19 protein-coding genes and 1 pseudogene are annotated in these 21,425 nt (G+C 62.1%); 14 read left to right on the forward strand and 6 right to left on the reverse strand.

Annotated elements, in window-relative coordinates:
- Nucleotides 1-136 precede the first annotated feature (136 nt).
- Together GGD57_RS12835 and GGD57_RS12840 are read left to right on the forward strand one after the other, a co-directional pair.
- Nucleotides 137-673, forward strand: a complete 537-nt coding sequence (locus GGD57_RS12835) for a biliverdin-producing heme oxygenase (RefSeq protein WP_184470209.1) — start codon at nucleotides 137-139, stop codon at nucleotides 671-673.
- Complete coding sequence (locus tag GGD57_RS12840) at nucleotides 670-3,240, forward strand: HWE histidine kinase domain-containing protein (RefSeq protein WP_184470211.1); 2,571 nt, start codon at nucleotides 670-672, stop codon at nucleotides 3,238-3,240. The genes GGD57_RS12835 and GGD57_RS12840 overlap by 4 nt, the downstream gene beginning before the upstream one ends.
- Nucleotides 3,241-3,243: 3 nt before the next feature.
- On the opposite strand, the gene GGD57_RS12845 is transcribed toward GGD57_RS12840, so the two are convergent.
- Nucleotides 3,244-3,921, reverse strand: coding sequence for a TetR family transcriptional regulator C-terminal domain-containing protein (locus GGD57_RS12845; RefSeq protein WP_085738118.1), 678 nt, complete (start codon nucleotides 3,919-3,921; stop codon nucleotides 3,244-3,246).
- On the opposite strand from GGD57_RS12845, the gene GGD57_RS12850 reads away from it, so the two are divergent.
- The 4 genes from GGD57_RS12850 (at nucleotide 3,911) to hydA (ending at nucleotide 7,367) form a co-directional block, all read left to right on the forward strand.
- On the forward strand, nucleotides 3,911-4,117 hold the full coding sequence (locus GGD57_RS12850) for a hypothetical protein (RefSeq protein WP_184470213.1): 207 nt from the start codon (nucleotides 3,911-3,913) through the stop codon (nucleotides 4,115-4,117). The genes GGD57_RS12845 and GGD57_RS12850 overlap by 11 nt on opposite strands.
- A gap of 76 nt (nucleotides 4,118-4,193) precedes the next feature.
- The gene (locus GGD57_RS12855; RefSeq protein WP_184470215.1) at nucleotides 4,194-5,450 is read left to right on the forward strand and encodes a Zn-dependent hydrolase; all 1,257 of its coding nucleotides are present in this window, start codon (nucleotides 4,194-4,196) and stop codon (nucleotides 5,448-5,450) included.
- Nucleotides 5,447-5,905, forward strand: a complete 459-nt coding sequence (locus GGD57_RS12860) for a hypothetical protein (protein ID WP_184328482.1) — start codon at nucleotides 5,447-5,449, stop codon at nucleotides 5,903-5,905. Before GGD57_RS12855 ends, GGD57_RS12860 begins: the two co-directional genes overlap by 4 nt.
- Nucleotides 5,906-5,909: 4 nt before the next feature.
- Complete coding sequence (hydA, locus tag GGD57_RS12865) at nucleotides 5,910-7,367, forward strand: dihydropyrimidinase (RefSeq protein WP_184470217.1); 1,458 nt, start codon at nucleotides 5,910-5,912, stop codon at nucleotides 7,365-7,367.
- 58 nt (nucleotides 7,368-7,425) lie between these two features.
- Here the strand turns inward: hydA and GGD57_RS12870 are convergent, their stop codons facing one another.
- Nucleotides 7,426-7,839: a cupin domain-containing protein gene (locus GGD57_RS12870; protein WP_097613715.1), complete on the reverse strand. Its 414-nt coding sequence runs from the start codon at nucleotides 7,837-7,839 to the stop codon at nucleotides 7,426-7,428.
- A gap of 94 nt (nucleotides 7,840-7,933) precedes the next feature.
- Here GGD57_RS12870 and GGD57_RS12875 point away from each other — a divergent pair, with 94 nt between their 5' ends.
- From GGD57_RS12875 to GGD57_RS29525, 7 genes and pseudogenes are all read left to right on the forward strand, one after another.
- Nucleotides 7,934-8,719 (forward strand): ABC transporter ATP-binding protein, encoded by a 786-nt coding sequence (locus GGD57_RS12875; RefSeq protein ID WP_184470219.1) that lies wholly within the window; start codon nucleotides 7,934-7,936, stop codon nucleotides 8,717-8,719.
- Nucleotides 8,720-8,779: 60 nt separating this feature from the next.
- The gene (locus GGD57_RS12880) at nucleotides 8,780-9,709 is read left to right on the forward strand and encodes an ABC transporter permease (protein ID WP_184470221.1); all 930 of its coding nucleotides are present in this window, start codon (nucleotides 8,780-8,782) and stop codon (nucleotides 9,707-9,709) included.
- Nucleotides 9,706-10,833 carry an ABC transporter permease gene (locus tag GGD57_RS12885; protein ID WP_184470223.1) on the forward strand — a complete coding sequence of 376 codons (1,128 nt, stop codon included), beginning with the start codon at nucleotides 9,706-9,708 and terminating at the stop codon, nucleotides 10,831-10,833. Before GGD57_RS12880 ends, GGD57_RS12885 begins: the two co-directional genes overlap by 4 nt.
- 59 nt (nucleotides 10,834-10,892) lie before the next feature.
- Entirely contained in the window at nucleotides 10,893-11,864 is a 972-nt protein-coding gene (locus GGD57_RS12890) for an ABC transporter substrate-binding protein (protein ID WP_184470226.1), read from the forward strand.
- A 390-nt stretch (nucleotides 11,865-12,254) separates the two neighbouring features.
- A complete protein-coding gene (locus GGD57_RS12895; protein WP_184470228.1) occupies nucleotides 12,255-13,445 on the forward strand; it encodes an efflux RND transporter periplasmic adaptor subunit in 1,191 nt (396 codons plus the stop codon).
- Nucleotides 13,446-13,457: 12 nt separating this feature from the next.
- On the forward strand, nucleotides 13,458-16,778 hold the full coding sequence (locus GGD57_RS12900; protein WP_184470230.1) for an efflux RND transporter permease subunit: 3,321 nt from the start codon (nucleotides 13,458-13,460) through the stop codon (nucleotides 16,776-16,778).
- A 120-nt stretch (nucleotides 16,779-16,898) separates the two neighbouring features.
- Nucleotides 16,899-16,985 (forward strand): annotated as a pseudogene (locus tag GGD57_RS29525) (Crp/Fnr family transcriptional regulator); the annotation flags it as partial.
- A 51-nt stretch (nucleotides 16,986-17,036) separates the two neighbouring features.
- Here the strand turns inward: GGD57_RS29525 and GGD57_RS12905 are convergent.
- A complete protein-coding gene (locus GGD57_RS12905; RefSeq protein ID WP_184470232.1) occupies nucleotides 17,037-18,383 on the reverse strand; it encodes a GAF domain-containing protein in 1,347 nt (448 codons plus the stop codon).
- Nucleotides 18,380-18,814: a hypothetical protein gene (locus tag GGD57_RS12910; protein WP_246713640.1), complete on the reverse strand. Its 435-nt coding sequence runs from the start codon at nucleotides 18,812-18,814 to the stop codon at nucleotides 18,380-18,382. The genes GGD57_RS12905 and GGD57_RS12910 overlap by 4 nt, the downstream gene beginning before the upstream one ends.
- A gap of 209 nt (nucleotides 18,815-19,023) precedes the next feature.
- Between GGD57_RS12910 and GGD57_RS12915 the strand changes: the two genes are divergently transcribed.
- Complete coding sequence (locus tag GGD57_RS12915; RefSeq protein ID WP_184470236.1) at nucleotides 19,024-19,731, forward strand: hemerythrin domain-containing protein; 708 nt, start codon at nucleotides 19,024-19,026, stop codon at nucleotides 19,729-19,731.
- Between the two features lie 317 nt (nucleotides 19,732-20,048).
- Here GGD57_RS12915 and ureG read toward each other — a convergent pair whose 3' ends face one another.
- Nucleotides 20,049-20,660: an urease accessory protein UreG gene (gene ureG / locus GGD57_RS12920; protein WP_184470238.1), complete on the reverse strand. Its 612-nt coding sequence runs from the start codon at nucleotides 20,658-20,660 to the stop codon at nucleotides 20,049-20,051.
- A gap of 89 nt (nucleotides 20,661-20,749) precedes the next feature.
- Nucleotides 20,750-21,421 carry an urease accessory protein UreF gene (locus GGD57_RS12925; RefSeq protein WP_184470240.1) on the reverse strand — a complete coding sequence of 224 codons (672 nt, stop codon included), beginning with the start codon at nucleotides 21,419-21,421 and terminating at the stop codon, nucleotides 20,750-20,752.
- Nucleotides 21,422-21,425 lie beyond the last annotated feature (4 nt).

Here is a 21,425-nt window from a genome sequence, read left to right on the forward strand (position 1 = left end):
CAGGGCGCTGCATAAATTGAGGGAAGCCCATGTTTTTCTATGGGTTTCCCTGGAAATACCAGGATGCTGCAATATATCGCTAGTTCATCCGCAGATGAACGGCATCCTATGCCATCTTCCTCAGAACACGGTCCGCATGTCCTTTCGCAGCGTGCTTCGCGCACAAACAGCAGATTGCCACGCCGAAGTCGACAAGCTTTTCGGCACTTTCGACCTTTCCGATAGAGAGCAGTATAAGACGTTCCTGCGCGCCCATGCCCGGGTCGTGCCGGCGACAGAAAATGCGCTTGAAGAAGCCGGCATCGCCCGCCTGCTGCCCGACTGGCCGGAGCGAAGGCGCGCCCATCTGCTGCTTGCCGACCTTAGGGAACTCGGGGAGCGATTACCCCCGTGCCTGGCGCCGCCGGCATTGCAATCCCAGCCGGCGCTTTGGGGAGCGCTCTATGTCCTTGAAGGCTCCAAGCTTGGCGGCGCCATGCTCGCCAAGTCCGTGCCCGATCATCTGCCGAGCCGATATCTGACGCCGCAAGCCCCGAAGGGCGCCATGCGGGCCTTCATGGATCGCCTCGATGCGAGCGATTCAGACGATCCCGCGGTTGCCATCTCGGCAGCCCGCAGCGTCTTCGATCTTTTCCTCGAAGCCGGGCAACTCGAACTGGAGGCCGTCCCATGAGCGGCATGCCTGAACCCGTCGATCTCACCAATTGCGACCGCGAGCCGATCCATCAGCTCGGCGCAGTTCAGCCTTTCGGCTTTCTGCTGGCAATATCCTCGGACTGGATCGTCACGCGCGCCTCGGCAAATCTGGGGGAGTTCCTCGGTATTGCGCAGGCGGACGCCCTCGGCCGCCCGATTACTTCGATCATCACGCCCGAAGCGCTCCACACAATCCGCAACAAGCTGACCACGCTACGCGGTTCCGACGTCGTCGAGCGCATTTTCGGCATTGCACTGACATCAGGTGAGGACAGGTTCGACGTCGCCGTGCATCTGAACGAAGGTCAGGTCATCATCGAAGGCGAGCCTGGGCAGGAAGACAGGCGCGACTCCCCTTCCCTCTCCATGCGCAGCATGATGTCCCGCCTCGACCATACCGAAACGATGGAGGCCTTCTTCCGCGAGGGCGCAAGGCAGGCGCGCGCCCTGACCGGCTTCGACCGGGTGATGGTCTATCGCTTCGACGACAGCGGTTCCGGGGAAGTGGTAGCGGAAGCCGCCCGCGCCGGCATTGGTTCATTCCTGGGGCTGCATTATCCCGCCTCCGACATTCCGGTACAGGCCCGGGCGCTTTATCTGCGCAATCTGTTTCGTATCATTGCCGATATCGACGCCATTCCTGTGCCGATCTTGCCTGCGCTCGACGAGAACGGTCAGCCGCTCGATCTTTCCATGTCGGTTTTGCGTTCGGTCTCGCCGATCCACATCGAATATCTGAAAAACATGGGCGTCGGCGCGTCGCTCTCCATATCGATCGTCGTCGACGGCAAGCTCTGGGGCCTCTTTGCCTGTCATCACTACGGCCCGCGCCTGCCTTCGGCCCAAAGCCGCTCCACCGCCGAACTCTTCGGCCAGATGTTTGCGTCGCGCCTCGAAAGCCGCGAACGGCGGCTGGCTCTTGACTATGAGACCAAGGCCCGCCGCATCGCCGACCGGCTTCTCACCTCCGTGGTGGACAATGCCAGCCTGCTCGACGATCCGGCCTGGCTGATCGAGGCGCTCGCCGACGCCATCCCTGCCGACGGCATCGGCGTCTGGATCAACGGCCGGCTGGCTCTTGCCGGCATCGTGCCGGATGAGAGAGCTTTCGCAACTCTCGTCCGCCATCTCAACCGCAACGCCGCCGGTCGCATCTATGCCGTCGACAGGCTTACGGAAACATATCCGGATCTTGCCGTCGACGATGCCGTCGCAGGCATGCTCGCCATCCCGATCTCGCGTTCGCCACGCGATTGTGTCGTGCTTTTCCGCCAGGAGCAGGTACGCACCGTCCGCTGGGCCGGCGACCCGCACAAGCCGGCGGAATATGGTCCGAACGGCCCGCGGTTGACGCCGCGCAAGAGTTTCGAGGCCTGGTCGGAACTGGTGCGCGGCCGCTCGCTGCCTTTCACCGAGGCCGAGCGGCGCGTCGCCGAAACGATCCGGATCACGCTGATCGAGGTGGTCTTGCGCCTCACCGACGAGGTCAGCATGGCGCGCCAGACGGCAAACGAGCGCCAGGAGCTGCTGATCGCCGAGCTGAACCACCGTGTGCGCAACATATTGAGCCTCATCACCGGGATCATCCGGCAATCGCAGGCGACCTCGGTCAGCGTTGGCGACTACATTCGCCAGATCGAAGGCCGCGTCCAGTCGCTCGCCCGCGCCCATGACCAGATCACCAGGGATCATTGGGCGCCTGCTTCGTTGCGGCAATTGCTGCTGGCCGAGACCGCTGCCTATCTCGGCAAAAATGCGCAACGCATCCAGATGCATGGCGACGACGTACTGTTGGAACCGCAAGCCTTTTCCACCGCCGCCCTTGTGTTCCACGAGCTGATGACCAACAGCGCCAAATATGGCAGCCTTTCGGGTACCGGCAGCGGCACCGTCGAACTCGGTTGGCATCGTGACGATGAGGGCAATCTGTCCATCGGCTGGCGCGAAAAGAATGGTCCGCCCGTCATCGAGCCCACACGCCAAGGCTTCGGCTCGACGATCATCCGCCGCTCCATCCCCTATGATCTCGGCGGCAAGGCGGAGGTCCGCTACGTCAGGGACGGGCTAGAGGCCGATTTCAACATTCCGGCGCGCTATGTCGTCGGCTCGACGAGCGAACGGTCAGATCCAATTCCGGTCGGATCGACTGAGCGCAATACGGCTCCCCACAATCATCAGCCGCTCCTCGGCCTGAATGTGCTGCTGGTCGAAAACAACCTGATCATCGCCATGGACGGCGAAGAGATTCTCCGCCGGCTGGGCGCCGAAGTGGCAACGGCGCCAAGTGTCGCCGAGGCGATGGAAATCTTGGCCGATCGGTCTTTCGATCTGGCGCTGCTCGATGTCAATCTCGGCGACGAGACCAGCTTCGGCATTGCCGACCGGCTGGCAGCCGAAGGCGTGCCTTTCGTATTTGCCACAGGTTATGGGGAAGGCATCGCCCAGGCGAACAGCCATTCTGGCGCACCGGTGTTGCAGAAGCCCTATACGATGGAGGGCGTGACGGACATACTGGGCCACATGCCGTTCCCCCAGGGGCAATAGATCTCAGGTCTCGGATCGATCCGGCCGCAGCCCGCCGATGAAGAGCTGCTCCAGAAACCGAGCCGCATCCTCGAAGCGCCCTTCGCCGGCATGCTCCTGTCCGAGCACGGCCCGCACCTGAACGTCGAAATCCGCGTAATGCTGCGTCGTCGACCAGATGGAAAAGATCAAATGGTAAGGGTCGCATTTGACGATCTTGCCCGATTTCGCCCAGGCGCGGATGACCTCCGCCTTCTCGTCGACCAGTTCTTTCAACGGCCCCTTCAGCTCGTCCTCGATATGCGGCGCCCCCTGCAGCACCTCATTGGCGAAGAGCCGGCTCTCACGCGGAAAATCGCGCGCCATCTCCAGCTTGCGTCTGATGTAGCTGCGGATTTCCTCCTCCGGATTGCCCTCGGCATCGAAGGCGCGCAGCGGCTCCAGCCAAGTGTAGAGCACCCGGTCGATCAGCGCCCGGTGCATGGCTTCCTTCGTGCGGAAATAATAGAGCAGATTGGGTTTCGACATGCCGGCGACCTCGGCGATCTGGTCGATGGTCGAGCCGCGGAAGCCGCTTGCCGAAAACACGTCGAGCGCCGCCTCCAGGATCTGCTCTTCCTTCTCCTCCTGGATCCGCGTCCGCCTCAAGGTTTTCGCTGCTCTCGGTATGGTCACAGGCTGTCGTTTCCCCTTGAAATTCAACTTCTTCGCTCAAGTTTTAGCAGGGGACGATCCCTGCCGTTTTCCTGAGCAACTGCCCGCATTTTTATCGGCAATTTTCGTGATTTTCGTCTTGAGCCCGGCGGTGGAAGTTGTAATGTTTACCAATCGGTCAAATATCCGCCAGATGAAAAACAAAGGCAACTGGCGATTTTCCGGCGCTCGACAAAACCAATAAGAGGCGCGGGAATGGACCACGGGAACAGGCGGGCATGCCCCTTGCATGACTGCCGCAAACAGGTGAGGGCATAAAAATGGTGGCAGCACCAGGCGAGAACATGCGCGTCAATGGCGACCGTCTCTGGGACAGTCTCATGGACATGGCGAAAATCGGCCCCGGCGTTGCCGGCGGCAACAATCGCCAGACGCTGACGGATTCGGATGCCGAAGGCCGCAGCCTTTTCAAGACATGGTGCGACGAAGCCGGCTTGACGATGGGCATCGACCAAATGGGCACGATGTTCGCCACCCGCCCCGGCACCGATCCCGATGCCCTGCCCGTCTATGTCGGCTCGCACCTCGATACGCAACCGACCGGCGGCAAATATGACGGCGTGCTCGGCGTGCTTTCGGCGCTCGAAGTCGTGCGCACCATGAACGATCTCGGCATCAGGACCAAGCATCCGATTGTCGTCACCAACTGGACGAACGAGGAAGGCGCGCGTTTTGCCCCCGCCATGCTGGCGTCGGGCGTCTTTGCCGGGGTGCACAGCCTCGACTTCGCCTATAACCGCAAGGATCCCGAGGGAAACCTGTTCGGCGACGAGCTGAAGCGCATCGGCTGGGTCGGCGACGAAGAAGTCGGCGCCCGCAAGATGCACGCCTATTTCGAATATCACATCGAGCAGGGCCCGATCCTCGAAGCCGAGAACAAGCAGATCGGCGTCGTCACCCACTGTCAGGGCCTGTGGTGGCTGGAATTCACGCTCACCGGCAAGGAAGCCCATACCGGCTCGACGCCGATGAACATGCGCGTCAATGCCGGCCTTGCCATGTCGCGCATCCTGGAAATGGTTCAGACTGTCGCGATGGGCGAGCAGCCGGGCGCCGTCGGCGGCGTCGGCCAGGTCTTCTTCTCGCCGAATTCCCGCAACGTCCTGCCCGGCAAAGTGGTCTTCACCGTCGACATCCGCTCGCCCGACAAGGCCAAGCTCGACCGCATGCGGGCGAAGATCGAGACCGAGGCTCCTGGCATCTGCGACGCGCTGGGTGTCGGCTGTTCCATCGAGGCGATCGGCCATTTCGCGCCCGTCACCTTCGACGAAAAGCTCGTCTCCTCGGTTCGCTCCGCCGCCGAACGGCTCGGCTACAGCCACATGAACCTCATCTCCGGCGCCGGCCACGACGCCTGCTGGGCCGCCAAGGTGGCGCCTGCAACGATGGTCATGTGCCCCTGCGTCGGCGGGCTTAGCCACAATGAGGCGGAAGAGATCTCCAAAGAATGGGCGACGGCTGGCGCCGATGTGCTGTTCCATGCGGTGGTCGAGACGGCGGAGATTGTCACCGAATGAACCTTCGGCCGCCGTATCTCGCTTATGCAGTCTTCGCTTGGACTGCATTAGTGGGTGCACCTGACGTCTTTGGCGCAACGAACAATGATGCGGATGTAAGACAGCTTAGTAATGTGGAAGAAAATCAGGAAGTTCACATTACGCCAGCTGACTTTTGTACACGTAACCAAACATTGGAGCTGATGATAGCCAACCCGGTGTTGCCGGACTCAAGATCATTGACACCAGCCACAATCACGCGTGAAGGCGACTCTGTTACAGTTATTCTTCAGGACAATAGCGACGTATGGAACACGAGGGACGCCGTTCAGAAATTGAACTTGTTCATTATCGAAAGCCTGAACCGGGATTGTCGCACGTTACAAACGTGGAAAGTCAAAGGTATAACACTGAGAGGCCTTCACATCATTAAGCGTCCTGATGGTCAACCAGATTTCGACTTTAGGAAGGACTAGGATTATGAGTACCACAGTCATCAAGAACGGCACCATCGTCACGGCCGACCTCACCTACAAGGCTGATGTCAAGATCGACGGCAGCAAGATCGTCGAGATCGGTCCGAACCTCTCCGGCGATGAAACCCTGGACGCCACGGGCTGTTACATCATGCCCGGCGGCATCGATCCTCATACCCACCTCGAAATGCCTTTCATGGGCACCTATTCCTCCGACGATTTCGAGAGCGGCACGCGCGCGGCCCTTTCCGGCGGCACGACCATGGTCGTCGATTTCGCCCTTCCCGCCCCTGGCCAGTCGCTGCTCGAGGCGCTGACCATGTGGGACAACAAATCGACCCGCGCCAATTGCGACTATTCCTTCCATATGGCGGTCACCTGGTGGAGTGAGCAGGTCTTCAAGGAGATGGAGACCATCGTCCGCGACAAGGGCATCAACACCTTCAAGCACTTCATGGCCTACAAGGGCGCGCTGATGGTCGACGACGACGAGATGTTCGCATCCTTCCAGCGCTGCGCCGAACTCGGCGCGCTGCCGCTGGTGCATGCCGAAAACGGCGACGTCGTCGCCTCGATGTCGGCAAAGCTGCTGGCCGAGGGCAATAACGGCCCCGAGGCGCATGCCTATTCCCGCCCGGCCGAAGTCGAGGGCGAGGCCACCAACCGCGCCATCATGATCGCCGACATGGCCGGCTGCCCGGTTTATATCGTCCACACTTCCTGCGAACAGGCGCACGAGGCGATCCGCCGCGCCCGCGCCAAGGGCATGCGCGTTTACGGCGAACCGCTGATCCAGCACCTGACGCTCGACGAGAGCGAATATTCCAATCCCGACTGGGATCATGCCGCCCGCCGCGTCATGTCGCCCCCCTTCCGCAATAAGCAGCATCAGGACAGTCTCTGGGCCGGTCTTGCGTCCGGCTCGCTGCAGGTGGTCGCGACCGACCATTGCGCCTTCACGACAGCGCAGAAGCGTTTCGGCGTCGGCGACTTCACCAAGATCCCGAACGGCACCGGCGGCCTGGAAGACCGCATGCCGATGCTCTGGACGAACGGCGTCAATACCGGCCGGCTGACGATGAACGAATTCGTCGCCGTCACCTCGACCAACATCGCCAAGATCCTCAACATCTATCCGAAAAAGGGCGCGATCCTGGTCGGCGCCGATGCCGATATCGTCGTCTGGGATCCGAAGCGTTCCAAGACCATCTCGTCCAAGGCTCAGCAGTCGGCGATCGACTACAACGTCTTCGAAGGCAAGGAAGTGACCGGCCTGCCGCGCTACACGCTGACACGTGGCGTCGTTGCGATCGAGGAAAGCACGGTCAAGACCCGCGAGGGCCATGGTGAATTCGTCAGGCGCGAACCGGTGACGGCCGTCAGCAAGGCACTCTCCACCTGGAAAGAGATCACTGCCCCGCGCAAGGTGACGCGCAGCGGCATTCCGGCGACCGGCGTTTGACGATGGTCCATGACGACATGGCCATCAATCGGGGACGGCTGCCTTGATGCCAATGACCTCACGCAGGCACCAGCGCATCCAATTCCGGCAGCAGCACGACGCTTTCCTGCTCGTTCGGATCGGTGCGCGCGATGATCGCCGTGCACGGCGTGCTGCTGAGGTTTGCCGGCAGGTGCGGCACGCCGGCCGGGATATAGAAAAGCTCGCCGGCATGGACGACGACGTGCTGCTCCAGCCGGTCTCCGTACCACGTATGCGCCTCGCCGGAGAGCATGTAGATTGCCGTCTCATGCGCCTCGTGCAGATGCGCCTTGGCGCGCACGCCGGGCGGGATCGTCAAAAGGTGCATGCAGATGCCCTTGGCGCCGACCGACTCGGCCGCTATCCCTTCGAAATAGCTAAGCCCCTGCTTGCCGTCATAGGCGTGGTTGGGGCGAACGATGTGGCAGGTGGGCTTTGATGTCGCGTCCATGCTCTTCCTCCATGAAATGTGCCGCCGGCAGGGCCTGCGGCGATGGTAACACGCAAACCGCAGCCCCGCGGCGAAAACAAGAACGGTCGCATTGATGCAAGCACCCTCCGTCGTATCCGCCAAGGATCTCTGTCTCACCTACCAGGCGAATGACGCCCCGGTGCGTGCACTGAGCGATGTCAATCTCGATGTTCGCAAGGGCGATTTCGTCTCTTTCATTGGCCCGTCCGGCTGCGGCAAGACGACCTTCCTGCGCGTCATCGCCGATCTCGAAAAGAGCACTTCGGGCGAGATTCTGATCAACGGCATGACGCCGGAGGAGGCCCGTAAGGCCCGCGCCTACGGCTATGTCTTCCAGGCCCCGGCGCTCTATCCCTGGCGCACCATCGAAAACAACATCGCCCTGCCGCTGGAAATCATGGGTTATGGCGGCGCCGACCGGACGAGACGCATCGCCGAAGCCCTCGATCTCGTCAGCCTGTCGGGCTTCGAAAAGAAATTCCCCTGGCAACTCTCCGGCGGCATGCAGCAGCGCGCCTCGATCGCCCGCGCACTCGCCTTCGATGCCGACCTGCTGTTGATGGACGAACCCTTCGGCGCACTCGACGAAATCGTCCGGGACCACCTGAACGAAGAGCTGCTGAAACTCTGGGCGCGCACCAACAAGACGATCTGCTTCGTCACCCATTCCATCCCCGAAGCCGTCTACCTCTCGACCAAGATCGTCGTGATGTCGCCGCGCCCGGGCCGCGTCACCGACGTGATCGACTCGCCCCTGCCGGCCGAACGCCCGCTCGACATCCGCGACACCCCGGAATTCCTGGAAATCGCCCATCGCGTCCGCGAGGGGCTGAGGACGGGGCATAGTCATGAGATTTAGGCCATTGCGTTCCGGGGCCAGGGGTATCTTCACGATCGACCTCACATGGGAGCGATCCCTTTGAAACCAGACACCGTCAAAAACAAGATCGTCCCCGTCACCACCATCCTGCTCGCCCTCGTCGCCATCTGGTATGTCGCCGCAGTCCTGATGAACGCGCCGTTCCAGCGCGACATGGACAGCCGCGCCGGCGCCACGCCCACCACGATGGAATTCATCGGCAAGACGCTTGCGCAGCCGAAGCCGATCCTGCCGGCGCCGCATCAGGTGGCGCAGAACGTTTACGAGAACACTTTCCTGCGCAGCCTTTCGAGCAATCGCAGCCTCGTCTATCACAGCTGGGTGACGCTCTCCTCCACCCTGCTCGGCTTCGGCTTCGGCATGCTGCTCGGCATCCTTCTTGCGGTGCTGATCGTCCACAACCGCGCCATGGATCGCTCGCTGATGCCCTGGCTGGTGGCCAGCCAGACCATACCGATCCTCGCCATCGCGCCGATGATCGTCATCATCTCCTACAATGTGCTGACCGGCGACAACGCAATTGCCCATCTTCTGAATCTCGATTCCGACGCCTCCCGTCTTGTCTCCAAGGCATTGATCTCCACCTACCTCTCCTTTTTCCCCGTTGCCGTCGGCATGGTGAAGGGATTGCGTTCGCCTGAGATCATGCATCTCGACCTGATGCGCACCTATTACGCCAGCCCGACGCAGACTTTCTGGAAGCTGCGTGTTCCGGCCTCGATCCCCTTCCTTTTCACCTCGATGAAGGTCGCGATCGCCGCCAGTCTCGTCGGCGCCATCGTCGGTGAACTGCCGACAGGCGCCGTTGCCGGCATCGGCTCCAAGCTGCTCGCCGGCTCCTATTACAGCCAGACCATCGATATCTGGGCAGCGCTCGTCGCCGGATCGCTGCTGGCGGGCATTCTTGTTGCGATCGTCGGCATTGCCGCAAAGATCGTCGACCGCGCCATGGGCGGGAGGCCGGCATGAGACATCTGAACTTCTCGTGGCAGGCTGTCGTCGCCCTCCTCCTCTGCATCGCGGCGCTGGCGAGCCTTCCGCTTTTCGCCGAGGGTGCCGCACGCCCCTTGAGCGACGGCACGACGGGCCTCGTCTTCATCATCATCGCCGCGGCCGCTCTCCTGTCTTTTGCTCCGCAGCCACCGGCCTACCGCGCCACCGTGCTGTTCATCGGCGCACATGGCGCCGCCTGGATGCTGCTGTCGGCTCTTTCCGGCAATGAGGGAACGGCGACGCGGGCCTTCTTCCTGCTGCTTTTTTCCTGCTGGCTGCTGGCCTGGCGATGCGTCACCGAGCTGTCGAAACTGCAGCCCCTCACCGCGTTCGGCAAATCGACACTTCAACTGCTGATCCCGGCGATCTTCGGCGCCTGGATCCTCATCCTCTGGGAAGCGGTCACGCGCGGCGGCGGCATTCCCTTCATCATCCTGCCGCCGCCGAGCGCCATCGGCCAGCGCATCATGGCCTCGCTGCCGATCCTCGGCGCAGACGTCAGGCAGACGATCTTCAAGGCGGTACTGATCGGTTATATCGTCGGCTGCCTCGCCGGCTTCGCCGTCGCGGTGCTGGCCGACCGTATCGCTTTCCTGCGCCGCGGCCTGCTGCCGATCGGCAACATGGTGTCGGCCCTGCCGATCATCGGCGTCGCCCCGGTCATGGTCATGTGGTTCGGCTTCGACTGGCCGTCGAAGGCCGCCGTCGTCATCATCATGACCTTCTTCCCGATGCTGGTGAACACCGTCGCCGGCCTTGCCGCCTCCGGCAGCATGGAGCGCGACCTGATGCGCACCTATGCCTCGAGCGATTGGCAGACGCTGCTCAAGCTCAAGCTGCCGGCGGCCATGCCCTTCATTTTCAACGCACTGAAGATCAACTCGACGCTGGCGCTGATTGGTGCCATCGTTGCCGAATTCTTCGGAACGCCGATCGTCGGCATGGGCTTCCGTATCTCCACCGAGATCGGCCGCATGAATGTCGACATGGTCTGGGCGGAAATCGCTGTCGCAGCGCTGGCCGGCTCGATCTTTTATGGCATCATCGCCCTGACCGAACGGGCGGTGACGTTCTGGCATCCGTCTATCCGTGGTGGCTAGGCGCGCACGGGCTTCGCAAATGGGGTCCGGGCATAACTTCAGAGGGTAAGGACAAAAAAATGAAAAAGTTGATGGTTGCAATGATGGCGAGCGCAATGTCGCTTGCAGCAGCCCATGCGATGGCCGCCGACAAGGTCGTGCTGCAGCTGAAATGGGTCACGCAGAGCCAGTTCGGCGGATATTATGTCGCCAAGGACAAGGGTTTCTACAAGGAAGAGGGCCTCGACGTCGACATCAAGCCGGGCGGCCCCGACATCGCCCCCGAGCAGGTGATTGCCGGCGGCGGCGCCGATGTCATCGTCGACTGGATGGGCGGGGCGCTGGTTGCCCGCGAAAAGGGCGTTCCGCTCGTCAACATCGCCCAGCCCTACCAGAAGTCCGGCCTGGAAATGATCTGCCGCAAGGATGGCCCGGTCAAGACCGAAGCCGACTTCAAGGGCCACACGCTCGGCGTCTGGTTCTTCGGCAACGAATATCCCTTCTTCGCCTGGATGAACAAGCTCGGCCTGTCCACAGAAGGCGGTGCGAACGGCGTCACAGTCTTGAAGCAAAGCTTCGACGTGCAGCCGCTCGTCCAGAAGCAGGCCGACTGCATCTCGGTGATGACCTATAATGAATACTGGCAGGCGATCGATGCCGGCTTCAAGCCGGAGGAACTGACGGTCTTCAACTACACGCAAATGGGCAACGACCTTCTCGAAGACGGCCTCTATGCGATGGAAGACAAGCTGAAGGACCCGGCCTTCAAGGAGAAGATGGTCAAGTTCGTCCGCGCCTCGATGAAAGGCTGGAAATATGCGACCGAAAATCCGGATGAGGCCGCCGAGATCGTCATGGACAATGGCGGCCAGGACGAGAACCATCAGAAGCGCATGATGGGCGAAGTCGCCAAGCTCGTCGGCGACGGCTCCGGCAAGCTGGACGAGGCGCTTTATGCCCGCACGGCGAAGGCGCTGCTCGACCAGAAGATCATCAGCAAAGAGCCCTCGGGCGCCTGGACGCACGACGTTACCGACGCAGCGGCCAAGTAATCACCGCGATACGCCAAACCGAAACGCGCGGGAGATTTTCCGCGCGTTTCTTTTTTCAAGTCGAAAAAAATGCCTTGCAACTGTCGCATTTGTCGGGCGTCAAACGTCATTGGGGTAGAAGCGCGATCAATCATCGTCATGTTCGCATAACCTTGCGGTGATTGATTCAGGTTCTGATGGTAATTATTATCGGCTCATGGGGAATTGTTTTCTGCCGGGCTTGCATATCGAGCAAATCGATACCAACTAGAAGCCGATTTGCCGGCGAGGGATGACGGCAAATGATGTGTGGATACCCTTGAGAATGCAGCAAAGGCAGTGGCCTGGTCGCGAGCTGAAGGACAGACGCGCGAGTTCGGCTAAGCTTGTTACAAGATTGGACGAAGACGCATGGCACGCAAGCCGATTGGAATTCTAGGCGCATCCACCCTTTTTGCAGCGCTGCTGGCTGCATCAACAGCATTGTCGCAGGAAGCGCCTGTTGTAAAACCGCAGCAGAACCTGCCGGCGATCGTCGTCACCACGGCTGTCAATCGCACTCTCGTCGACCGTGTCATCGGCACGGGAACGGTCAAACCCGTCGAGGAAGTCTATATCCAGCCGCAGGTCGAAGGCCTGTCGATCCGCACGCTGAAAGCCGATATCGGCGACAAGGTTCAGGCGGAAAGCACGCTGGCGACGCTCAACGATGACGCGCTGGTCCTGGAGAAGAGCCAGATGATGGCGACGAAAGCCAAGGGCGAGGCAAGCCTCGCCCAGCTGCGCGCCCAGCTCATCGAAGCCCAGGCCAATGCCGAACAGGCAAGGCAGCAGCAGGCCCGCTCCCAGGAAATGGGCAAGAAGGGCACCGTTTCCACCGCCCAGGTCGAACAGGCCGATGCGACAGCCGCCGCCGCCAATGCCCGCGTCGTCTCCGCCGAACAGGCGATCGAGGTCGCCGAAGCCGATCTCAAGGTCTTCGACAGCCAGATCGCCGATGCCGATCTGAAACTTGCCCGCACCGATGTGAAGACCCCGGTCGCCGGCACGATCGCGGCAAAGAACGCCAAGGTCGGGGCCATTGCCGCCGGCAACGGCGATCCTCTGTTCACGATCATCCGCGACGGCGATATCGAGCTCGTGGCCGAGGTCGCCGAAAGCGACATCGTCAGGATCATGGCCGGTCAGAAGGCGACGATTTCACTTTCCGGCAGCCGCGAGAAACTTTCAGGCGCCGTGCGCCTGGTTTCGCCGACCGTCGATGCCAGCACCCGCCTCGGCCTGGTGCATATCTCGATCGACGATGACAGCAAGGCGCGTTCCGGCATGTATGGCAGCGCCGAGATCATCGTGCGCGAGACGGACGGCGTATCGCTTCCCCTGACGGCGGTGCTGACCGGCAACGAAGGCTCCTCTGCCCGCAAGGTCGAGGATGGCGTGGTGAAATTTGCCAAGATCGAGACCGGCATCCAGGACGGCGCCTATGTCGAGATCGTCAAGGGATTGAAGAGCGGCGATGAGGTCGTGGCCAAGGCGGGCGCCTATGTCCGTGACGGCGACCACATCACGCCGGTGCGTGAACAGCCCTCCGCTTCCAACTAAAGAGACCATCCGATGAATTTTTCAGCCTGGTCCATTCGAAATCCCATCGCGCCGCTGCTGGCCTTCTGCCTGCTGATCTTCATCGGCATTCAGTCCTTCAACAAGCTGCCGATCACGCGCTTCCCGAACATCGACGTGCCGCTCGTCTCGATCAGCGTGACGCAGAGCGGGGCTTCGCCGGCCGAGCTCGAAATGCAAGTGACGAAGGAGATCGAAGATGCGATCGCCTCCATCACCGGCATCGACGAAATCCAGTCGACGGTGACCGACGGCAGCTCGCAGACCAACGTCATGTTCCGGATGGAAGTGCCGACGGAACAGGCCGTGCAGGACGTGAAGGATGCGATCGACCGCATTCGCAGCGATCTGCCGGCAACGGCCGAAGCACCTATCGTCACCAAGGTCGATGTCGAGGGCCAGGCAATCCAGACCTTCGCCGTTTCCTCGCCCGACATGTCGCTGGAAGAACTCTCCTGGTTCGTCGACGACACGATCAAGCGCGCCCTGCAGGGCCAGGCCGGCATCGGCCGCGTCGACCGTTACGGCGGCGCGGAGCGCGAAGTACGCATCGAGCTCACCCCCGGAAAGCTCGACGCCTACGGCATCACCGCTGCAAGCGTGAATGAGCAGTTGCGCGGCACCAATGTCGATCTCGGCTCCGGCCGCGGCCAGGTGGCGGGCAGCGAACAGGCGATCCGCGTTCTCGGCGATGCCCGCAACGTCGCCGAACTTGCCGACACGACGATCGCGCTGCCGAGCGGCCGCTTCGTCAAGCTGTCCGATCTCGGCGTCATCAAGGACACCTATGAGGAGCCGAAATCCTTCTCGCGCTTCAACGATACGCCTGTTGTCACCTTCGGCGTCTTCCGCTCGAAGGGCGCCAGCGAAGTCAGCGTCGCCGAAACCGTGGCGCAGAGCCTCGACAAGGTCGGAAGCGAAAACCCGAATGTGAAGATCGAGAAGATCGACGATTCGGTCTATTTCACCTACGGCAACTACGAAGCCGCCATTCATACGCTGCTCGAAGGCGCGCTGCTCGCCGTCATCGTCGTTCTGCTGTTCCTCCGGAATTGGCGGGCAACCTTGATTTCCGCCATCGCCCTGCCGCTGTCGGCGATCCCGACCTTCTGGGTCATGGACATGATGGGCTTCTCGCTGAACCTCGTCAGCTTCCTTGCCTTGACACTGGCGACCGGCATCCTGGTCGACGATGCGATCGTGGAAATCGAGAACATCGCCCGCCATATCAAGATGGGCAAGACGCCCTATCGGGCGGCGATCGAGGCGGCGGATGAAATCGGCCTCGCCGTCATCGCCACCACCTTCACGATCATCGCCGTCTTCGTGCCGGTTTCCTTCATGCCGGGCATTCCGGGCCAGTACTTCATCCAATTCGGCCTGACCGTCGCCTTTTCCGTATTCTTCTCGCTGATGGTAGCGCGCCTCATCACCCCGATGATGGCCGCCTATCTCATGCGCGCCGAAGACGGCATGGAGGACCATCACGACAATGACAGCCTGCTGATGAAGGGCTATACACGGCTGATACGCGGCACGACCGGGCGCTGGTACACCCGCTACGCGACCCTGATTGTGGCGCTCCTCTTCCTGGTTGGCTCCGTCTTCCTGCTGCTGAAGGTTCCCGGCAGCTTCCTGCCGCCGGAGGATGCCTCGCGCATCGTTCTCTCCGTCGAACTGCCGCCCAATGCGCGGCTCGACGACACCGAGAAGACGACCGATGCGATCTATGACAGGGTCAAGGACATCAATGGCGTCGAAAGCGTCTTCGTCCTCGGCGGCGCATCGCCGAAGGGAGAGCTCGAACTGCGCCGCGCGACCATCACGCTGGCGCTCGACAAGCTCGACCAGTCGCTGGTCAAGAAGTTGGTCAACGACGTGATCGGCCATATCCCGGTCATCGGCCCGATGCTGCCGAAGGTGGAGGTCCATGGCCGTGAACGTCCGCAATGGAATATCGAGAAGGAAGTCTTCGCCAAACTGCGCGATATTCCCGACGTTCATATCCTGAAGCTCAACGACCGCGGCGAGCGCGACCTCTCCTTCAACTTTCTCTCCAAGAACGAGAAGGACCTGAACGAGGCTGTCGGCATTCTGGAATCGAAGCTTCGCGCCGATCCGCTGCTCGCCAATGTCAGCGCCGACGGCGCCCTGCCCCGTCCGGAACTGCAGGTCTATCCGCGCAAGGACGAGGCCGCCCGCCTCGGCATCACGCCGCAGCAGATCTCCGAGACGATCCGCGTCGCCACCATCGGCGATGTCGATGCGGCCCTTGCCAAGATCTCGCTCGACGATCGCCAGATCCCGATCCGCGTCCAGGCCTCGCTCGATATGCGCCGCGATCTCGCGGCCATCCGGGCGCTGAAGATCCGCACCGCCAGCGGCGGCACGGTTCCGCTGGCAAGCGTCGCCAATATCGACTATTCGGAAGGCGTAAGCTCGATCAAGCGCAACAACCGCTACCGCGTCGTCTCGATCGGTTCCGACCTGCCGCAGGGCGTGGCGCTCGACACGGCATCGGCCCGTTTCCGCGAAATCGTCAAGGATGCCAATATTCCGGCCTCGGTGCACCTTGCCGAAAGCGGCGATACCAAGGTGCAGAGCGAGATGCAGCAGAGCTTCGTCAACGCCATGCTGATGGGCCTGCTGCTGGTGCTGACGGTGCTGATCCTGCTCTTCAAGGACGTGATCCAGCCCTTCACCATCCTGTTCTCGCTGCCGCTGGCCATCGGCGGCGTCGCGGCCGGTCTGATCGTCACCAGCAACCCGCTGTCGATGCCTGTCATGATCGGTATTCTGATGCTGATGGGGATCGTCACCAAGAACGCCATCCTGCTCGTCGATTTCGCAATCGAGATGCGCCATCAGGGCATGGCCCGCGTCGAGGCCATGGTCGAAGCCGGCCGCAAACGCGCCCGGCCGATCATCATGACCTCGATCGCCATGTCCGCCGGCATGCTGCCATCAGCACTTGGTGTCGGCGAAGGCGGCTCGTTCCGTGCGCCGATGGCGATCGCCGTGATCGGCGGCATCATCGTCTCGACCGTCCTGTCGCTGGTCGTCGTGCCCTCCTTCTTCCTGATCATGGACGATCTCTCCCGCCTGCTCGGCTGGATGTTCGGGCGCCTCGTCGGCAGGAAGGACGAGGAGGAGCTGCCGCTGTCACGCGAGGATCTCACCCGCGTGACCCGCGAGAACCGCAGCGATATCGACTCGCTGGACGAGCGCCTGACCGCGATCGAAAAGCCGGAAAGCAAGCGCAAGAGCGCCAACGACACCAACGTGCTGCGCCTGCCGCCCTTTGCGGCGGAGTGAGCAAAGCCGAGTAAACGAACGGGTCGAGACGATCTCCCGGCCCGCTTCGTTTTATCGATCATCTCCGCATTTGACCGAAATCAATCCCGCCGCTTTCTCTTTCCCCTGTCTTAGCCGGCGGCCTTTTCGACATTGAAGACGGCGGGGGTCACCGTGCGCGGCGGGGGCATCGCAATCAGCAACGTCGATGTGCTGCGGCAGGTCTGACCCACAGAGCATGATGCCGAAAACTGTGAGCGGAGGGGAAGCCTGCCGTGGTCAGTCTTCCACCACTTCAATCTCGGGACGGCCGGCAAGGATGAGCCGCAGGCGGCCGCGGTCGGCGCGCTCGAGCATGATCGGGCCCGCCTTTTCCTCCAGTCGTCGGCGCAGCAAGATCAGCCGAGTCTCCAGATTGTCCTTGAAATCCGGCAGTTGCAGGCGCCGGTCGCGGCGGATCTCGCGGTTGAGAAAATCCTGCTTGCCGCTACGCACATAGTCCTCGAGGAAATGCAGGAGCAGCCGCCCCGGCACGCCGCGGATGAGATAGTCGTCATCGACGAAGAGCGAGCCGTCGCGCGGATAGAAGCGCACAGCGATGCGCCGGCCGGCGGGCACGCTGCCGGCCTGGCCAGCGTGCGCATCAGCCTTTTCGCGCCCGTTTGTCTCCGCCCGCTCGCGTTCCTCCGAAAGGAAGGAGAGCGCGGTCGCCAGATGCGCTGCGATGGCGATCAGCGCCTCCTCGTCGCGATGGCGGAAGGTGAACCGCTCTGTCGATTCCGAAAACAGCACGCCGACGAGCCTTCCCCGCGCGACGAGCGGCAGCGCAATCTGGCTGAGCGGCTTGTCGAGCATCGGAAGGGGGATCGGCGCCGCATCCTCGACGCCCGCCATGGCCCGCACCGCCTGGATGTAGCGCTGGCCGCGACTCAAGTCGGTGATTCGCATATTGCGCCGCCGCTCGGCCGCAAGCCCGATAATGCCGCATCCGGCCGGAACCTCGGCGCCGAAGCCGAACTGGTCGTAGCCGCGGCTGGCGATCGTCGTCAGCCCGCCGCGTTCTCCGTCCGGCACCAGCACCATGGAATGGTTATAGCCGAAGAGCTTGCCGAGACCCTCAAGCGTCACGTCAAGCAGCGTTTCCGGATCGCTGCAGTCCGACATCCGTGTCGTCAGCCTTGCCACCTTGCCCATCAGGTCGGGCAGAAAGAGCGGCTCCGGCTCGACCAGCGGATTGGCGGCCGGCACGGCCCGGCAGTCCTCCACCCGGTAGATGTCGACGGCGCGCAACTTCATAATCCCGCTCAGCCGGCTTTCCAGGATTGCCAGATGGACCGCCACACGCTCGAATATCTCGCCCTCCGTCTCGGAACGCAGGAATACCAGGTCGAGCACGTGCTGCTGGCCGCTATAGCCGTCGACCACCATCACGGTCGCAAGCCCGTTGCGCGCCACATTGACAGCGGTCTTGGAGAAGAACTGGTCGGATAGCGCGACATGCTTCTCGTCGACGTAATGCACGTGCGAGAGATAGGAAATATTGGGCATTCCGTCTGCATCGGCGGTGGCGATGATGGAGGGAATGACTCCCTCGAAACTGTCGCGCAGCCCTTCGAGCGGGATCATGCTGCAGTTTCCGGCGTCAGCCTGCGCCCCGCGCCCGGCCCCGGCGTCTGCTCGAAGATCGCCTGCGGCTCGATCGTCAGGCAGACGAGTTCCCGGTCCGACAGTGTGCTGGAGAGCTGCATGCGGGTGACACCAAGCGCCATCATGCGCGCGAGCTGTTCTGCGACATAGGCCTTGCCCCGTGCCCGGTGGGCCTCATCCGCCAGCCCCGTCGCGAGGATCCGGCCCTTGATCTGGCAGGCTTTGTAATCGGCGGCCCGCACATAGGTCATGGCAATCGGCCGGCCCACCAGCGCCTCGCCCACGGCATCAGGCCATTGGCTGCGGGAGGCCAGAAAGTGCAAATGCCCGCTCTGCCGGTCGACGCACACTCCCGAGCCGCGGCCGATCATCGGCCGGCCGGCCTCGTCGCGCGTCGCGAACAGGATCATGACGGGACTCTCTATAAATTCCGCAAGTTCCGGCCCCAGCAATGCTTGTCCCCCCGATGTCAGGCGATGATAGTTAGTTAGGATATTCTTAGCAATCGTTCCAAGTGCTTAGGATGGTTTTAGGAAGCGCTTCACAGAGGCCTCGGTTATCTCACGGCTATCAGCCCGGCGCACATAGAGAGGCGCCGGCCAACGAGAGGAAAACCATCATGAGCCATGAATTCTCGCTTACCAGCATCCCCGATCTCAACGGCCGTTACGACATTTACGGCGCAATACACAAGGGTCTGCGCAAGGCCGGCTGTGACTTGCTCGGACGCCTCGGCACGGCCGATTTCCAGAATGTCGAGGAGACGGTCTTCCTGATCGGCGACCTGCGCCATTATCTGATGCTTGCCGCCTCCCACGTCAGTCACGAGGATGACCACATCCACGTGGCGCTCGCCGCCAAAGGCGTCTCGACCATCACGCTGGACGAGCAGCACGACGACCACCGCACCGCCTTCCGCGAACTGGAAGAACTGATCGTGGCCTGGGAAAAGGCCTGGCCGCTGCACAAGTCCGCCTGCGGCCGCAAGCTCTATCTCGCCTTTGCCGCCTACATCGCCGACGATTTCGCACATATGCACGAGGAGGAGGCGGTGACCGGCCCTGTTCTGTGGCGCTACTTCAACGACGAGGAAATACTCGGCATCGAGATGAACATCATCGGCTCCCTGCCGCCGGAAAAGAGCATGGCTTTCATGCGCATCATGATTCCGGCGATCAATCCGGCGGAGCGTGCGACACTCTTGGGCGGCATGAAGAAGAATGCGCCGCAGGAAATCTTTCAAGCCGTCATTGACTTCGCCGTCCGTCCCGGACTTTCGGCCGGCGACTTCGCCAAGCTTGCCGACGCGCTGAAGCTGGCCGCCTGAAAAGGTTGCTGCGGGCGGAGGATCGAGGCTCCGCCCGCGGCATCGCCGATGCATTTCCGGAGAAGAACCAATGTGCAAACCGAACGGCAAGACCGGCATTTCGGCCGCGTGTCCGCGCCGCGGCGATTGTCGCGGCTGCCCCATGCTGCTTTCCGCCATGGCGGAGGAGGGAAGCGCCTCACGTCATGACGCGCTCGTTAAGGAAATACGTCCGCAGCCCGCGCCGGTCTTGGTGGAGACGTGCCTCAAATCGGGGAATCCGATCCGACCGAAAAATTAGCTCGCACAAGGTCAAGTCCGGCCAAGATCATACAAATCTAGAGCCCACCCTGCTCTCTCAGGAAACTGACGATCGAGCTGACGCCGTCGCCGCGCCTCATGTCGGAAAAAACGAAGGGGCGGCTTGCGCGCATGCGCGTCGCATCCCGGTCCATCACATCGAGATCGGCGCCGACATGCGGCGCCAGATCCTTCTTGTTGATGACGAGCAGGTCGGAGCGGGTGATGCCGGGCCCGCCCTTGCGCGGGATTTCCTCGCCCTGGCAGACCGAGATGACATAGATGGTGATGTCGGCCAGGTCGGGCGAAAAGGTCGCCGCCAGATTGTCGCCGCCGGATTCGATAAAGACGACGTCGAGATCGGGGATGCGCTCATTGAGGCCGGCGATCGCCTGAAGATTGATCGTCGCGTCTTCGCGAATGGCGGTATGCGGGCAGCCGCCTGTCTCCACACCGACGATGCGGTCGGAAGGCAGTGCCTGCATGCGCACCAACGCTTCGGCATCCTCGGTCGTGTAGATATCGTTGGTGACGACGGCGACGGAATAGTCGTCACGCATCGCCTTGCAGAGCTTTTCGGTCAGCGCCGTCTTGCCCGAGCCAACCGGCCCGCCGATGCCGACGCGCAGAGGTCCGTTTCTTGATTTCATGTGTCGTACTCCAATGGTATCGCGATGATAGCCACGCCGCCGGCGCGCGCCACCGTCAAATGACGCAGTCGCACGGATAATTTGGTTCTTTAGGACCGGAAAAGCCGCGTCGCCTGCGTTTCGTGGCGCAGGCTGGCGATATCGGCCTGAACCGTCGCCGAGCCGAGATCGTCGAGCGTCGAGCTTGCCGCCCGCCGGGCGACCTTCGCAATTTGCGCTTCAAGGCCGGCAAGCACGGCAACGCCGTCCTTCTGACCGGCGACGCCGAGGCGAATGCCCGATGAAACCGCCTGCGAAGCATAGGCGTGCAGGAAGACCGCGAGCACCTCCTCAGGCCTTATGCCATGCGCGCCCGCAACCGCGCCGACCGCGATGGGATAGGCGGCCTTGCCGGGCAGTCTGTCGAAAACCTCGTCCGGCCAGGCCCGCGCTGCCGCCAGAAAGGCCTCGCCGAGCAGCATCGTTTCCTGATGGCGCTCGCGCGATCCGGCAAGGGCCTCGGCAAGTGCGGCGACTTCGGCAAGGTGCGCGGGTTCCGCCTGGCGCCTGTGGCTCTCAGCCAGAAGCACGGCATCGTTCCAGACGGAGCCATGGCCGAACAGCGTGCAGATCCAAGCCGCAAGCGAGGCCGCATCGGTGACGAGCCCATCGGCCACCGCCCGCTCCAGACCGCCCGAATAGGCAAAACTGCCGATCGGGAAAGCCGGCGAGAGCCATGCCGTCAGACGCAGCAATGCCTGCAGTTCAGAGTTCCCCGTCATCGAG

It is taken from the genome of Rhizobium esperanzae (genome assembly GCF_014197615.1).
GTDB lineage: Bacteria > Pseudomonadota > Alphaproteobacteria > Rhizobiales > Rhizobiaceae > Rhizobium > Rhizobium esperanzae_A.

What these genes read in the sequence shown, in the direction of transcription:
- GGD57_RS12835 (WP_184470209.1), top strand. Translation starts at nt 137, where the DNA reads ATGTCCTTTCGCAGCGTGCTTCGCGCACAAACAGCAGATTGCCACGCC.
- GGD57_RS12840 (WP_184470211.1), top strand. Translation starts at nt 670, where the DNA reads ATGAGCGGCATGCCTGAACCCGTCGATCTCACCAATTGCGACCGCGAG.
- GGD57_RS12855 (WP_184470215.1), top strand. Translation starts at nt 4,194, where the DNA reads ATGGTGGCAGCACCAGGCGAGAACATGCGCGTCAATGGCGACCGTCTC.
- GGD57_RS12860 (WP_184328482.1), top strand. Translation starts at nt 5,447, where the DNA reads ATGAACCTTCGGCCGCCGTATCTCGCTTATGCAGTCTTCGCTTGGACT.
- hydA (WP_184470217.1), top strand. Translation starts at nt 5,910, where the DNA reads ATGAGTACCACAGTCATCAAGAACGGCACCATCGTCACGGCCGACCTC.
- GGD57_RS12870 (WP_097613715.1), bottom strand. Translation starts at nt 7,839, where the DNA reads ATGGACGCGACATCAAAGCCCACCTGCCACATCGTTCGCCCCAACCAC.
- GGD57_RS12875 (WP_184470219.1), top strand. Translation starts at nt 7,934, where the DNA reads ATGCAAGCACCCTCCGTCGTATCCGCCAAGGATCTCTGTCTCACCTAC.
- GGD57_RS12885 (WP_184470223.1), top strand. Translation starts at nt 9,706, where the DNA reads ATGAGACATCTGAACTTCTCGTGGCAGGCTGTCGTCGCCCTCCTCCTC.
- GGD57_RS12890 (WP_184470226.1), top strand. Translation starts at nt 10,893, where the DNA reads ATGAAAAAGTTGATGGTTGCAATGATGGCGAGCGCAATGTCGCTTGCA.
- GGD57_RS12895 (WP_184470228.1), top strand. Translation starts at nt 12,255, where the DNA reads ATGGCACGCAAGCCGATTGGAATTCTAGGCGCATCCACCCTTTTTGCA.
- GGD57_RS12900 (WP_184470230.1), top strand. Translation starts at nt 13,458, where the DNA reads ATGAATTTTTCAGCCTGGTCCATTCGAAATCCCATCGCGCCGCTGCTG.
- GGD57_RS12905 (WP_184470232.1), bottom strand. Translation starts at nt 18,383, where the DNA reads ATGATCCCGCTCGAAGGGCTGCGCGACAGTTTCGAGGGAGTCATTCCC.
- GGD57_RS12910 (WP_246713640.1), bottom strand. Translation starts at nt 18,814, where the DNA reads ATGATCCTGTTCGCGACGCGCGACGAGGCCGGCCGGCCGATGATCGGC.
- GGD57_RS12915 (WP_184470236.1), top strand. Translation starts at nt 19,024, where the DNA reads ATGAGCCATGAATTCTCGCTTACCAGCATCCCCGATCTCAACGGCCGT.
- ureG (WP_184470238.1), bottom strand. Translation starts at nt 20,660, where the DNA reads ATGAAATCAAGAAACGGACCTCTGCGCGTCGGCATCGGCGGGCCGGTT.
- GGD57_RS12925 (WP_184470240.1), bottom strand. Translation starts at nt 21,421, where the DNA reads ATGACGGGGAACTCTGAACTGCAGGCATTGCTGCGTCTGACGGCATGG.